The sequence below is a fragment of the Brevundimonas sp. EU05-FHT14B07 genome (genome assembly GCF_058790795.1).
In genome coordinates, this window is record NZ_JBYTCZ010000005.1 from 168,656 (window position 1) to 182,254 (window position 13,599).

The following is a 13,599-nucleotide window of genomic DNA, read 5'->3' on the forward strand; positions in this document are numbered from 1 at the left end:
AACCTGTGCCTTGTCGTCGCATCTTCGCCCGTCGGAATCAACGGGCGGTTTCCGTCCGTATTCGACGCGGTCAGTTCTGCGGCGCCGTGCGCACGACCTCGCCCTTGAGCTGAGCGTCGATCGGCGCGTCGGCGGTGTCCGGCGTGGTCACGATCGGCGGCGAGGCCACGCGGTCCAGAGTCTCGATCACGCCATCCCACGGCAAACCGCCGCGTCCCTTGACCTGGTCGTAGTTCGCAGCCGGATCATAGGCCTCGATCGTCGGGTTCAGCGCCGGGCCTTCCAACTGGCCCATGGCGGCCAGCAGCGAGGCGCGGGCGACATATTCAGCGGCGCGAGCGCTGGCGACAGAAGTCTGGGCATTCCGAAGCGCTAGTTCCTGGTTCAACACGTCAAGCGTGGTGCGCAGGCCGACCTGAGCTTCCTGGCGCACGCCTTCGGCCGCGACCGATGCTGCGCGAACGGCTTCCGTGCCGGCCGCGACCGTGGCGCGGGTCGACAGTACCTGGGCGTAGGCCGAGCTGACGTTCTGAAGCACCGTGCGGCGCTCGCCCTCGATGCCGATCTGGGCCGCGTTGGCGCGCTCCAAAGCCTGGGCGACGCGCGAGCGGTTCAGGCCGCCGGTGAACAGCGGTACGGACAGGGTGGCGCCGGCCGTGAAGCTGCGGCGATCAGCCAGTTCGCCCAGATCGCCCAGATCGTTGGTCGATCCGCCATAGGAGGCGGTGGCGCGCACCGACGGCAGATATTCCGAACGGGCGGCGGCGACAGCCGCCTCGGCGCTTTGCAGTTGATAGGTCGCGGCCAGGACAGCGGGATTGCGCTGCAGCGCCGTCTCGATGGCGACGTCGAAGTCGCCGGGAACTTCCGGCAGGACCGGCGCGGCTTCCAGATCGGCCGGCGACTGGCCGACGACGGCGGCATAGGCGGCGCGCGACGTGGACAACTGGGCCTGGGCGTTCGCCAAGTCGGCTTCGGACTGCGCCTGCGAGGCTTCGGCCTGGGCCACGTCGGTGCGGGTGATCTCGCCGACCTCGAAGCGGGCGCTGGTTTCTTCCAGCTGGCGTTGCAGCACCGTCAGGTTCTCCTGACGGATACGCAGAATTTCCACGTCACGGGTGACGTTCACATAGGCCTGGATCACCGACAGCATGACCGACTGCTCGATCTCACGCAGGTTCTCACGGCCGGCCAAGACGCTGGCGCGCGCCTGGTCGATGGCGCGCGAGGTGCGACCGGCAGTCCAGACATTCTGGCTGACGCTGACGCCGACATTGGCGCCTTCAGTTTCGGACGACGAGGTCGTGACCTGGGTATCGGGTATGCCGTCGCCGTTCGTGTCGACGAACTGGGTCACGGCGGGGAAGTCGCTGCGGGTATAGTCGACGCCGGCCGAGGCGCCGATGGTCGGGCGCAGGCCCGACCGCGCCTGGACCACCGTCTCGTCCAGCGCACGCTGGTTGGCGCGTTGGGCTAGCAGGTTAGGATTGGTCCGATAGGCCAGGGCGATGGCGTCCTGCAGCGTCTCGGCCCAGGCCGGCGCGCCAAGACCGGTCATCACGGCGACCACAGCGGCCGAAGCCAGCACACGCGAGCGTTTCAACATTGTCCGTCCTTGCGTGACGCTCCGAAGAACGCCCGAATGTTTTCTCAAGCGTAACTGCGGCCTGACCGAACCACACGCCAGTTAAGTTTTCTTCACGGTTGCGAGCGGGATTTCCGTCGCAACCGCGCGTCTCTTTGGTCTTACAGCGCGAAAGTGGGGGCCGGCGTCAGCTCGGCAAGGACCGCAGGCGACGAATCGAACAGTTCGCGGCGCGATAGCCCTTCACGCGTCTCAACATACAGGGCCGCCTTGCCGATGGCGCCGCGACGTTCGACGACAACGATCCGCCCCCCGGGACGCAGGGCCGCGCCCCACGAATCGGGCAGGCTCTCAACGCCGCCTTCGGAAATGATCAGATCCCATCCTTCGCCGGTCGGCTGAGCCAGCGGCGCAACGACCGTCGCGACGCCCGCTTCGGACAGGGCCTCGCCGACCACGGCGAAAACGGCGTCGTCCGACTCCTGAGCCGTGACACTGACACCCATACGGGCCAGCACGGCGGCGGCATAGGGCGCGGCGATCGCCAGGGCCTTCTCGCCTTCGCGTGCATCCGCGGCTTGCAGCAGCTTGGCGACGTCGCGCGCCGGCATCAGGCGGCGCTCGCCCGCGATCACGACCGATTCTTCGGAATAGGCGGCGAAGGCGCGATCAGGCGCGCAGAACTTTTCACGCGGCACGGCCATCATGGCCAGGTGAATCGCGCGATCCGTCACGTCGTTCACTCGCACCTGCGAGTCGACCATGGCCTTGCGCTCTGCGGTGAAATCCATCTGTAGGCAACCTTCAACGATAATCCGGGAGGAAAACTCGCGCGCTTATAGGTCCGTGCGTTGCAGCGGACAATCCGATCTGATAGCGAACGCCCCTCGCGATGACCGCCCCCGAGAAATCGGGGACAAAAAGCGGCCTGATGGCGGAGTGGTGACGCAGAGGACTGCAAATCCTTGCACCCGGGTTCGATTCCCGGTCAGGCCTCCATCGCGATGATACGGACGAAGGCCGCCCCTTGGGGCGGCCTTCGCGTTTTCAGCTTCCAGTGAGCGCCGTTGTCGTCAGGTGATGAAGCGCAACCGCACTGGTCGCCGCGACATTCAGCGAATCGAACCCGCCCGCCATGGCGATGCCGATCGGCCGGCAACGGTCGATCAAATCCTTGGGCAGCCCCGGCCCTTCCGACCCCAGCATCAGAGCGACCGGTCCGGCGCGCCTGTAGTCCGAAAGCCGCTCGGTCGCCGAAGGCGTCAGCGCCAAGACCTCGACGCCGGCCCGCTGCAGAGCCTCGATAATGTCTGTCGCGCCGGCCACGACGAACGGCGTGCGCAGCACCGCGCCGACCGAAACGCGAATCGCCTTGCGGTAAAAGGGGTCGCAGCAGGTCGGATCAAGCAGCACCGCCGTGGCGCCGAACGCGGCGGCGTTCCTGAACAAGCCGCCGACATTGTCGTGGTTGCCGATCCCGCTAGCCACGAGGAACACGTCCTGCGACCCGATATCCGCCAGCACTTTGTCCAGCGACAGCGGCTCGGGCTTTTGGCCCAAGGCCAGAATGCCCCGATGCAGTTCGAATCCCGCGATCCGGTCCAGCACGGTTTGGCTCGCAACATAGACGGGCGTCGCGGGCGGCAGAGACGTGATGACATCGCCCAAGGCCGCGACGCGCTTTTCAGCCAGCAGCAGCGACAGGGGCCGACAGCGCGACGCCGTCGACGCCAGTCCACGCAGCACCACCTCCCCTTCTGCGATGAACAGCCCCTGGCGGCCCGTCAGATCGCGCTCGCGGATATCGCGATAGGCCGCAACACGCCGGTCGTCGGGATCGTCGATAAATATCGTTTCGATTGGCTAGTTTTCCCATTGCAAGATCAGAACGGCCGCTGCTATACGCCCGCCTCCCGAGCAGATGTTCCGCAGTAGCTCAGTGGTAGAGCAGCCGACTGTTAATCGGCTGGTCGTAGGTTCGAATCCTACCTGCGGAGCCACTCGGGGTAAAGACTGAGGCTAGACAGGGCGTTAGGTCGAAGACTTTCCATAAGATCTGAACTTTTTCGCACGACGACCGAGCTGCTGGGCGTGGACGTGCCGCGCTCTGGTGTCGCTTTGACGCACGCCGCCCCTGTCCGTAGAGCAAAGCGAACCTTGCCCAACCTTGAGCGTTGGCAAAGCTATCCCTCACGATCCAGGAGAGACGCCCCGCCTCGATGTCCATCAGCTTCCTTCTCGTCGTCATCCTGGTCCTGCCGTTCCTTGGCGCCATCGTCGCGTCCGGCTTGCCGCGTCACGCACGCACCTCGGCCGCCATCCTGTCCTGGGTCGTGGCCTTGGTCAGCCTGGGATGTCTGGCTGCGCTATGGCCGATGTTCCAGGACGGGGAGACGCTGCGCTACGAAATTCCGTGGCTGCCGTCGCTTGGCGTCAATCTGGTGCTTCGACTGGATGGACTGTCGTGGCTGTTCAGCGCCCTGATCCTGGGGATCGGCGCTTTGGTGGTGCTGTACGCCCGCTACTACATGTCGCCGAAGGATCCGGTGCCCCGCTTCTTCTCCTTTCTGCTGGCTTTCATGGGCGCGATGCAGGGCGTGGTGCTGTCGGGCAATCTGATCCAGCTGGTGGTCTTCTGGGAGCTGACCAGCCTCTTTTCCTTCCTGTTGATCGGCTATTGGCACCAGAACCCCGCCGCGCGCGAAGGGTCGCGAATGGCGCTGACGGTGACGGCCATGGGCGGCATCGCCCTGCTGGTCGGCATGATCCTGATCGGACGGATCGTCGGCAGCTACGACCTCGATGTCGTCTTGGCGTCGCGAGAGGCGATCCAGACCAGCCCCCTGTATCTGCCTGCGCTGATCCTGCTGCTGCTCGGCGCGATGACCAAGAGCGCGCAGTTTCCGTTCCACTTCTGGCTGCCCCGCGCCATGGCCGCGCCGACGCCGGTCAGCGCCTATCTGCACTCCGCGACCATGGTGAAGGCAGGCATTTTCCTGCTGATCCGCTTCTGGCCCGTTCTGGCGGGGTCGGAGAGCTGGTATCTTATCGTCGGCGGCATGGGTCTGGCGACGCTGCTGCTCGGCGCCTGGTGCGCCATCTTCCAGCATGATCTCAAAGGCCTGCTGGCCTATTCGACGATCAGCCATCTGGGCCTGATCGTGCTGCTGCTGGGATTAGGCAGTCCGTTGGCCTGTATTGCGGCCATCTTCCACACGGTGAACCACGCCACCTTCAAGGCGTCGCTCTTCATGGCCGCCGGCATCATCGACCACGAGGCCGGCACGCGGGATATGCGCAAGCTCAGCGGTCTGTTCCGCTTCATGCCTTTTACAGCGACCCTGGCCATGGTGGCCGCAGCCGCGATGGCGGGCGTGCCCCTATTGAATGGCTTCCTGTCCAAGGAAATGTTCTTGGCCGAGGCGGTGGCCAGCGCCCATACGCACGGCCTAAACATGCTGCTGCCCGCCCTGGCCACCTTGGCCAGCGCCTTCAGTGTTCTGTATTCACTGCGGTTTATCCACGCGACTTTCTTCGGCCCGCCTCCGACAGAGCTGGATCGCATCCCGCACGAGCCGCCCGCCTGGATGCGGCGCCCCGTCGAGGTGCTGGTCGGCCTATGCCTGGTCGTCGGCATTTTCCCGGCTGTAACGGTGGGGCCGTTCCTGAAGAGCGCCGCCGTTTCGGTGCTAGGCTTTGACCTGCCCTATTACAGTCTGGCCCTGTGGCACGGATTCAACCTGCCGCTGGTGCTGAGCCTTATCGCCCTCGCCGGCGGCGTGGGTCTTTATGTCGTCTTCGGCAAACGCATCAACGCCAACCCGCGCGGCGGACCGTGGGGCTGGAAGCGTCTGAACGGCGGCTGGTTGTTCGAGCGAACCATGACCGGCCTGTTCAAGGGGTCGGAGGCGATGGTTCGCCTGTTGGGGGCCACACGACAACAGGCACAGCTGAGGGCCATCGTCTTGGTCGCCCTGCTGGCGGGCGGGCTGGCGGCGATCGGCGCAGGATTGGTCATCCGCCCGATCATGCCGACATTCACCCTGTCCAACTGGGCCTTCGCCGGTCTTTGGCTGGTCGGCGCCAGCTGTGCAGTCGCGGCGGCATGGCAGGCGAAATATCACCGGCTTGCCGCCGTCGTTCTAATGGGCGGCGCAGGTCTGGCCAGTTGCCTGTCCTTCGTCTGGCTGTCGGCGCCGGATCTGGCCGTGACCCAGTTGCTGGTCGAGGTCGTGACCACCGTCCTGCTGCTGCTGGGTCTGCGCTGGCTGCCGAAACGGCTGGAGACCATTCGCCTGCCACAGGCCATGGAGAAGCGGTCTCGCCGCCGCCGCCGTATCGATCTGATCATCGCCGCCGCCGTCGGCGCGTCCTTGGCGGCCATTTCCTACGCCGTCATGACGCGACCATCGATCGAGGGGATTTCGCGCTTCTTCGTCGAACACGCCTACAATGACGCGGGCGGTCGCAACATCGTCAACGTCATCCTGGTCGACTTCCGCGCCTTCGACACCTTTGGAGAGATCACGGTTCTGGGCATTGTCGGTCTGACGATCTTCGCCCTGCTGCGCCGCTTCCGTCCCGCCGACGACACCCTGTCCAATCCCAGCCAGCAGAGCGTGCAGGACGCCTCAGACCGCGATCACGAGACGCGATCGGAGGGCGACACGCTGAAGGAAACCATGCTGATCCCCCGCGTTGTCATGCGCTGGATCTTCCCCTTCATCATCCTGCTCGCCGTTCACCTGTTCCTGCGCGGGCACGACCTGCCGGGCGGCGGTTTTGCGGCGGGCGTGGCCCTGTCGATCGCCTTCATCCTGCAATATATGGCCTCGGGCGCCCGGTGGGTCGAAGAGCGGCTGGCCATCCGGCCCATCTTCTGGATCGGCGCGGGCCTGGTGATCGCCGCCATCAGCGGGATCGGATCGTGGCTGTTCGGTTATCCCTTCCTGACCTCCTGGTTCCAGTATGCCGACCTGCCGATCCTGGGCCGCGTGCCCTTGGCCAGCGCCGTGCTGTTCGACTTGGGCGTGGTCGTTCTGGTCGTGGGCGCCACGGTCCTGACCCTTGTCGCCCTGGCGCACCAGTCGCTGCGCAAGCCCAAGCAAAGAGACGCCGAAGAAGGAGAGCCGTCATGATGGAGATGGTTCTCGCCCTCGCCATCGGCGTGCTGTCGGCCTCGGGTGTCTGGCTGCTGCTGCGCCCGCGCACCTTCCAGGTGATCATGGGGCTGTCGCTGCTGTCCTATGCGGTCAACATCTTCATCTTCGCCATGGGACGGCTGAGGTCGGGCGCGCCGCCCGTTCTGGCGGGCGAGGTCTCCGACCCGGCGCGCTACACCGACCCGACGCCGCAGGCGCTGGTCCTGACCGCGATCGTCATCAGCTTCGCCCTGACGGCGCTGTTCCTGGTCGTCATCTTGGCCGCGCGCGGCATCACCGGCAGCGACCATGTCGACGGCAAGGAGCCGGACGCATGATCGACTGGAACGCACATCTGATCATCGGCCCCATCGTCCTGCCGATGATCATCGCCTCAGCCATGCTGCTGCTGGACGAGCGTCGCCGAACGCTGAAGGCGGCGCTCAGCTTGAGCGCTATGGCCGCCATTCTGATCATGGCCTTGGTTCTGCTGCACGAAAGCACAAACGGCGCCGTGGGCGGCGGGGATACTGCTCGCGTCTATCGTCTCGGATCGTGGGCTGCGCCCTACGGCATCGTCCTGGTGGCCGACCGGCTGTCGACGATGATGGTCGCGCTGACCAGCGTTTTGGGCGGATGCGCCCTGATCTTCGCCCTGGCGCGATGGGACCGGGCGGGGCCGCGCTTCCACGCCCTGTTCCTGCTTCTCATCATGGGGGTGAACGGCGCCCTGCTGACCGGCGACCTGTTCAACCTGTTCGTCTTTTTCGAGATCATGCTCGCCGCCTCGTACGGACTGGCCCTGCATGGGTCGGGCGAGGCGCGTGTGCGGGCAGGCGTGATCTATATCGCCGTCAATCTGACCGCGTCCTTGCTGTTCCTGATCGGCGTCAGCCTGATCTACGGGGTGATCGGCACGCTGAACATGGCGGATGTTGCAACGCGGGTTGCGACCATCTCAGTGGATGACCTGGGACTGTTTCATATCGGCGCGGCGGTGCTGGGCACGGCCTTCCTGATCAAGTGCGCCATGTGGCCCATGGGCTTCTGGCTGACCCCGACCTATTCGGCAGCCAGCGCGCCGGCGGCGGCGGTCTTCGCCATCCTGTCCAAGGTCGGGGTCTACGTGGTCATCCGCCTCAGTCTGCTGCTGTTCGGCGCCGACGCGGGCGCCTCCGCCGGATTTGGCCTGACCTGGCTGTTTGTCGGCGGACTGGCGACCATAGCGTTCGGCACGTTCGGCCTGATCGCCTCTCGCGATCTGTCGCGCGCCGCCGGGTTCGGTGTGATGATTTCCTCCGGCACCATTCTGGCCAGCCTGGGCGTCGGCGATGCGGCGACCCTCAGCGGCGCGCTCTTTTATCTGATTGGCTCCACCCTGGCCTGCGCAGCCCTGTTTCTGCTGGCCGAGATCCTCCAGCGTGGACGTGAGGCCGATGTCGGCGAGGCGCGCGCTGTTTTCGATGACGAATATCGTGATCCGTTCGACGACGAAGAGCGCAACGAGCCGGGCCTGGTCATCCCGGCGGCTGTCGCGGCCCTGGGCGGGGCCTTTCTGATCTGCACCCTGATGGTTGCCGGCCTGCCGCCTTTGGCCGGCTTCGTCGGGAAACTTTCTATGATCAGCGCCTTGGTCGGCGTTGGCGATGCGGCGGCCTGGACACTGGTCGCCGTACTTTCCGTGTCCAGCCTCGGCGCCTTGATCGGCCTGACGCGCCTGGGCGTCGGCGCTATCTGGACACGCGACGAAGATGCGCCGGCTTTCGTGGTGGGTGCGGCCGAGCTGACGGCGGTCGCAGCCCTGCTTGGCGCCTGCGTGTTCCTGGCCATCTTCGCTGGCTCCGCCCTGATCTACACCGACCACACGGCGGCCTGGCTGGCTGACCCGCAATGCTATATCCACGCGGTGCTGGGCGGGGGCGGTCGATGAGACGCGTCTTGCCCTACCCCATCCTTTCACTAGGCCTGTTCGTCGCCTCGATCCTGCTCAGCGCCTCGGTGGCGCCGCCGTCTCTGGCGCTCGCGGTGCTGCTGGCCCTGCTGGCGCCGATCGTCATGTTGGCGCTGGGCGTGGATCGCGTGCGGGTAAAGGCGCCGATAGCTATAATGCGCCTCGCCATCGACGTCGTCGGCGACATCGTGCGCTCCAACTGGGCGGTGTCGCACATCATTCTGGGGCGGCGACGGCATGAGCGCACATCCGGCTTCATCCATATTCCGCTGGACCTGCGCGACCGATATGGCCTGGCGGTCTTGGCCATCATCATCACCTCGACGCCCGGCACCTTGTGGGTCGAGTACGAGTCCGCAACCGGCCGTCTGCTGCTGCACGTGCTGGATCTCGTGGATGAAGAGACCTGGGTGCGGCTGATCAAGGATCGCTACGAGCGCCGGCTGATGGAGATTTTCGAATGACGGCGGCGGTGCTGACCTGGGGCCTGGGTCTGGCCCAGCTGATGCTGATCTGCGCCATGGGCCTGTCGGCATGGCGGATCATTCACGGTCCGCGCGCCCAGGATCGCGTTCTGGGCATGGACACCCTCTATTTGAACGGCATGCTGCTGGTGGTGGTGTTCGGCATCCGCACCAACAGCCAGCTCTATTTCGAGGCCGCGCTGGTGATCGGCATGTTGGGCTTCGCAGCCACCGTGGCCCTGGCCAAGTTCCTGATGCGTGGCGAGGTGATTGAATGACCCAAGCTGACGTTCCCGCATGGGCCGCGATCATCGTCGTCGCCCTGGCCGTCATCGGCTCAGCCCTTTCGCTACTGGGCGCGGTTGGGCTGGTTCGGCTGAAGACCTTCTATGAGCGCGTCCACGCCCCGACGCTCGGGGCCACGCTGGGCATGGCCCTGGTCCTGCTGGCGTCGATCGTCTGGTTCACGACCGTCGAGCGGCGTTTCATGCCGCGCGAAATCCTGATCGGTCTGTTCCTGACGGTGACGACGCCGGTCACCCTGATCCTGCTCGCCCGCGCCGCCCTGTTCCGCGATCGTACCGAGGGGGTCGGAGACACGCCGAGGAAGGGCTGATCGTCCGGGAAAAAGAAGCCCGGCGGGGGCGCCGGGCTGCAAGCAGGTTCGGTGATGGTGTCCCTGAGGACAACCCATTCATTAACCGAAATGGTTTCCAGATCGTTAAGCGCCTTCAGTCCGGCAGCCAGGTCGTCTGACGCCCAGATGGCTCGACAGGCCAAGTGATCCGCCAACCCGCCCCCGCCCGCTCGACGACGAAGCCCGCAGTCGCCCCCGCGCCCGGATAGTCGAAGCTCTTTCCGTTCACCGTGATCGTCGCCGGACCCGACTGTCCGATGACGGCTCGCCAGCGGCCGCGTCCGATCGCCATCGGCGCCATATCTGCGCCGTTGATATTGACCGAGGGAGCCGCCCCATTCGTACGGCCTGACGCCATCAGCGTCGCACCGTCCGAATCCACCGCATCCAACCCCTCGCCGCCATCGAGCCGGACAGTCGGCTGGCCTGCTGCAATCAGGGCGACGGGACCGGCCCCGCCCTGGATCACCACCAGGGTCTCGGGCGAGACGGCGGCGTCCTCGCCCACCTGCACCTCAGGCGTGAAGCGCACATCGCCGCTCAAAGGCGGCAGTCGCAGTTCGAACCGCCCCGCGCCGTCCGCCGTCGTCGCCACGGCCGCAGTATCCGGCGCACGCAGCACGACGCGCGCATTGGGCCCCGCCCCGCCGCGCAGCACCAGGACGCCGCCGTCGCGCGTCACACCATCGATCTGAGGCGGGCGGACCCAAGGCGAGGCCTCGTCGGCCCCCGTCGGCCCCGCCACGCCGCCCTGCTGATCGGAACAGGCTGCGGCAGCCAGGACCGCGACACACGCGACCATCATCTGACGTTTCATCCTGCGCCTCTACGATATAGGACTGGCGACCCAGCGGCTCGAGCCTGTGTTAGCTTGAGCGCCGTCGGTTTGGCCATGGCCAGGCCGCCTATTCGTTTTCTTCGAGGCTCCATGTCCCTGCCCCCCGTTTCGTTCCTGCCGTTCGACGGCTCTTCCGTCTGCCTGTTCTGCGGCGCCTCCGAGACCGCCGACCCTTCCTATACCGAGGCGGCCTACGCGTTCGGCAAGGCGGCGGCCGAGGCCGGCTGGCGGCTGGTCTATGGCGGCGGCGGCGTTGGCCTGATGGGGGCCTCCGCGCGTGGCGCGCACGAGGCGGGCGGCCGGGTCGTCGGAATCATGCCGGCCTTCCTGCGCAGCCGCGAACGCCTGTTCGACGAGGTCGAGACCGTCGTCGTCACCTCGATGCACGAGCGCAAGCAATTGATGTACGATCAATCCGACGCCTTCGTCGTGGCGCCCGGCGGCATCGGCACCCTGGAAGAGGTCGTGGAGCTGCTGTCCTGGAAGCGGCTGGACCTGCACCACAAGCCAGTCGTCTTCCTGAACCTGAACGGCTTCTGGAACGGCTTCTTCGACCTGATGAAGCACAGCGTCGCAGAAGGAATGACGCCGCCGTCGTTCCTGGATGCCTGGACAGTCGCCGAAACCGTCGAAGAGGCGATGGCGCAGGTTCAGGCCGGCGGCGATGCGCCGCAATTGAAACATGATCATCGATAAGTGATCATCGCTCATAATCCGCTGCGCGCGTCTTGACAGTTTTTATCGAAAACTGACATGGGAGCGCAGCGGCATGACGCCGTTCTTCATTTCGGAGAGTTTTCGATGCGCGCTCTGCTGATCGCCGCCGCCCTGTTCGCCGCCGCCCCTGCGATCGCCCAAGCCCCTGCCGCCACCAGCCTGACGCTGGCCGACGCCGCCAAGGCGCCCGCACGCGCCACCATCATCGACGGCGCTCGTTGGTCCTGCGAAGGCGCGACCTGCACCGCCGCAGGTGGCACGGAACAGCCCGCGACGCGCGCCTGCCGCCGCGTGGTTCAGAAGTTCGGTCCCGTGACCGCCTTCTCCTACAAGGGTGTCGCCCTGAGCGCAGACGAACTGGCTGTCTGCAACGCCTAGAATGCGTGAGGCGGCTTAGGCCGCCGCGCCTCTCAGCCGCCGCTGGATGGTTTCGCGACCGATCAGCGGCGCCATGGCCGCCATGTCCGGCCCGTGCTGCTGCCCCGTCAGCGCCAGACGCAACGGCATGAACAGCGCCTTGCCCTTCGCGCCCGTCTCGGCCTTGACGGCCGAGGTCCACGCCGACCAGGCGTTCTCGTCGATCACTTCCGGCAGCAGACGCAGCGCCGTTTCGATGAAGGTGGCATCTTCGATAACAGGTTGGATCGGACCACGGACGACCTGCGCCATGTCCGCAACGTCGGCGAACTTTGTCAGATTGCCCCGCACCGTATTCCAGAAGGCTTCGCCCAGATCGGCGCCGAGAGCCTGAAGACGCGGCTGCGCTGTTGCATAGTCCATGACGTGCAGCGCCTGGGCGTTTAGCCGGTCCAGATCCGCCGTATCGTAACGTGCCGGCGAACGGCCCATCTTGGAGAAGGCGAAGCTCTGACCCAAGGCCTCGACCGAGGCGCCGACTTCCAGCGGATCGGATGTCCCGATTCGGCCGAGGTGGCTGGTGATTGCGATCGGCTCATAGCCTTGGTCGCGCATGTCGCTGATCGACAGCGATCCGAGACGCTTGGACAAGGCAGCGCCGTCGGCGCCGACCAGCAACGGCATGTGGGCGAACCCCGGAACCGTCGCGCCCAGCGCTTCGAAGATTTCGATCTGCGCGCCGGTGTTGGTGACGTGATCCTCGCCCCGGATGATGTGCGTGATGGCCATGTCGATGTCGTCGACCACCGACGGCAGGGTATAGAGGAACAGGCCGTCCTCACGGATCAGCACCGGGTCCGACATCGAGGCGGTGTCCACCTCCGCATGACCGCGCGCCAGGTCTTCCCAGGCGACGCGCTTGCCATCCAGCTTGAAGCGCCAATGGGGGCGGCGCCCTTCGGCTTCGTAAGCGGCCTTCTGCTCTTCGGTCAGTTCCAGCGCCGCGCGGTCATAGATCGGCGGCAGGCCGCGCGACAGTTGGACCTTGCGCCGACGGTCCAGCTCGTCAGCGGTCTCATAGGCGGGATAAAGCCGCCCCGACGCCTTCAGCCTGGTGGCCGCTTCTTCGTAGCGATCGAACCGCTTGGACTGGTTGTAACGCTCGTCCCACGGCATCCCCAGCCAGGTCAGGTCGTCTTCGATCCCCTGTTCGAACTCGGGCGTGGAGCGCGCCAGGTCGGTGTCGTCGATGCGCAGAACGAACGATCCACCCTGCCCCTTGGCGAACATCCAATTCACCAAAGCGGTACGGACATTGCCGACGTGCAGCTTACCCGTGGGCGACGGGGCGAAACGAACCTTGACGGACATGGATAGACGACCTCGAAAGCGAGGCGGCTAGGTCGCCCCGCAACCCGGCGAAGTCAAGGCGCGGACGGCTTAAACCTCAGTCGTCGCGGTGAACGCGTTCGCGGCGTTCGTGGCGTTCCTGGGCTTCGACCGACAGGGTCGCTGTCGGACGGGCTTCCAGACGACCCAGACTGATGGGTTCGCCCGTGTCCTCGCAGTAGCCGTAGGAGCCGTCCTCGATCCGGCGCAGCGCGTCGTCGATCTTGGAGATCAACTTGCGTTGGCGGTCGCGGGTGCGCAACTCCAGCGCGCGATCGGATTCCGAAGACGCCCGGTCCACCAGATCGGGGTGGTTTTCGGTTTCGGCCTTCAGATTGACGACCGTGCCCTTGGACTCGCGAAGGATCTCATCCTTCCAGGCCAGCAGCTTCTTCTTGAAATAGGCTTGCTGCCGTTCGTTCATGAACGGCTCGCCGTCAGACGGCCGATACGGGCCGGTTTCGTCGGACACAACGGACGCCAAGGCGCTCATCGATCTCACGCTCTCTAACACGCCCCC

Annotated in this window: 14 protein-coding genes and 2 tRNA genes; 10 read left to right on the top strand and 6 right to left on the bottom strand. The window is 65.7% G+C overall.

Going from position 1 to position 13,599, the window contains the following annotated elements; genetic code table 11:
* Positions 1-70: 70 nt before the first annotated feature.
* Together AC3WRC_RS13170 and AC3WRC_RS13175 are read right to left on the bottom strand one after the other, a co-directional pair.
* A complete protein-coding gene (locus AC3WRC_RS13170; protein WP_492304138.1) occupies positions 71-1,606 on the bottom strand; it encodes a TolC family outer membrane protein in 1,536 nt (511 codons plus the stop codon).
* Between the two features lie 140 nt (positions 1,607-1,746).
* Entirely contained in the window at positions 1,747-2,376 is a 630-nt protein-coding gene (locus tag AC3WRC_RS13175) for a protein-L-isoaspartate O-methyltransferase family protein (protein WP_492304139.1), read from the bottom strand.
* A gap of 134 nt (positions 2,377-2,510) precedes the next feature.
* Between AC3WRC_RS13175 and AC3WRC_RS13180 the strand changes: the two genes are divergently transcribed.
* Positions 2,511-2,584 (top strand) — tRNA-Cys (locus AC3WRC_RS13180).
* Positions 2,585-2,632: 48 nt separating this feature from the next.
* On the opposite strand, the gene AC3WRC_RS13185 is transcribed toward AC3WRC_RS13180, so the two are convergent.
* Positions 2,633-3,445, bottom strand: a complete 813-nt coding sequence (locus AC3WRC_RS13185; protein WP_492304197.1) for a TrmH family RNA methyltransferase — start codon at positions 3,443-3,445, stop codon at positions 2,633-2,635.
* Positions 3,446-3,510: 65 nt separating this feature from the next.
* On the opposite strand from AC3WRC_RS13185, the gene AC3WRC_RS13190 reads away from it, so the two are divergent.
* From AC3WRC_RS13190 to mnhG, 7 genes are all read left to right on the top strand, one after another.
* Positions 3,511-3,585, top strand: a tRNA-Asn gene (locus AC3WRC_RS13190).
* Between the two features lie 219 nt (positions 3,586-3,804).
* Entirely contained in the window at positions 3,805-6,723 is a 2,919-nt protein-coding gene (locus AC3WRC_RS13195; RefSeq protein WP_492304140.1) for a monovalent cation/H+ antiporter subunit A, read from the top strand.
* The gene (locus tag AC3WRC_RS13200; RefSeq protein WP_492304141.1) at positions 6,720-7,064 is read left to right on the top strand and encodes a Na+/H+ antiporter subunit C; all 345 of its coding nucleotides are present in this window, start codon (positions 6,720-6,722) and stop codon (positions 7,062-7,064) included. The genes AC3WRC_RS13195 and AC3WRC_RS13200 overlap by 4 nt, the downstream gene beginning before the upstream one ends.
* Positions 7,061-8,656 (top strand): monovalent cation/H+ antiporter subunit D, encoded by a 1,596-nt coding sequence (locus AC3WRC_RS13205; protein ID WP_492304142.1) that lies wholly within the window; start codon positions 7,061-7,063, stop codon positions 8,654-8,656. The genes AC3WRC_RS13200 and AC3WRC_RS13205 overlap by 4 nt, the downstream gene beginning before the upstream one ends.
* A gap of 8 nt (positions 8,657-8,664) precedes the next feature.
* Positions 8,665-9,141, top strand: coding sequence for a Na+/H+ antiporter subunit E (locus tag AC3WRC_RS13210; RefSeq protein ID WP_492304143.1), 477 nt, complete (start codon positions 8,665-8,667; stop codon positions 9,139-9,141).
* Positions 9,138-9,419 (top strand): K+/H+ antiporter subunit F, encoded by a 282-nt coding sequence (locus AC3WRC_RS13215; protein WP_492304144.1) that lies wholly within the window; start codon positions 9,138-9,140, stop codon positions 9,417-9,419. The genes AC3WRC_RS13210 and AC3WRC_RS13215 overlap by 4 nt, the downstream gene beginning before the upstream one ends.
* Positions 9,416-9,757, top strand: a complete 342-nt coding sequence (gene mnhG, locus AC3WRC_RS13220; RefSeq protein WP_284878017.1) for a monovalent cation/H(+) antiporter subunit G — start codon at positions 9,416-9,418, stop codon at positions 9,755-9,757. Before AC3WRC_RS13215 ends, mnhG begins: the two co-directional genes overlap by 4 nt.
* Before the next feature lie 115 nt (positions 9,758-9,872).
* Here the strand turns inward: mnhG and AC3WRC_RS13225 are convergent, their stop codons facing one another.
* Entirely contained in the window at positions 9,873-10,595 is a 723-nt protein-coding gene (locus AC3WRC_RS13225) for a hypothetical protein (protein WP_492304145.1), read from the bottom strand.
* A 111-nt stretch (positions 10,596-10,706) separates the two neighbouring features.
* Here AC3WRC_RS13225 and AC3WRC_RS13230 point away from each other — a divergent pair, with 111 nt between their 5' ends.
* Positions 10,707-11,312 (top strand): LOG family protein, encoded by a 606-nt coding sequence (locus tag AC3WRC_RS13230; protein WP_039246470.1) that lies wholly within the window; start codon positions 10,707-10,709, stop codon positions 11,310-11,312.
* A 105-nt stretch (positions 11,313-11,417) separates the two neighbouring features.
* Positions 11,418-11,711 carry a DUF8200 family protein gene (locus AC3WRC_RS13235; RefSeq protein WP_492304146.1) on the top strand — a complete coding sequence of 98 codons (294 nt, stop codon included), beginning with the start codon at positions 11,418-11,420 and terminating at the stop codon, positions 11,709-11,711.
* 15 nt (positions 11,712-11,726) lie between these two features.
* Here AC3WRC_RS13235 and gltX read toward each other — a convergent pair whose 3' ends face one another.
* Positions 11,727-13,061 carry a glutamate--tRNA ligase gene (gltX, locus tag AC3WRC_RS13240; protein WP_492304147.1) on the bottom strand — a complete coding sequence of 445 codons (1,335 nt, stop codon included), beginning with the start codon at positions 13,059-13,061 and terminating at the stop codon, positions 11,727-11,729.
* A gap of 76 nt (positions 13,062-13,137) precedes the next feature.
* Positions 13,138-13,572, bottom strand: coding sequence for an RNA polymerase-binding protein DksA (gene dksA / locus AC3WRC_RS13245; protein WP_492304148.1), 435 nt, complete (start codon positions 13,570-13,572; stop codon positions 13,138-13,140).
* Between the last annotated feature and the right edge of the window lie 27 nt (positions 13,573-13,599).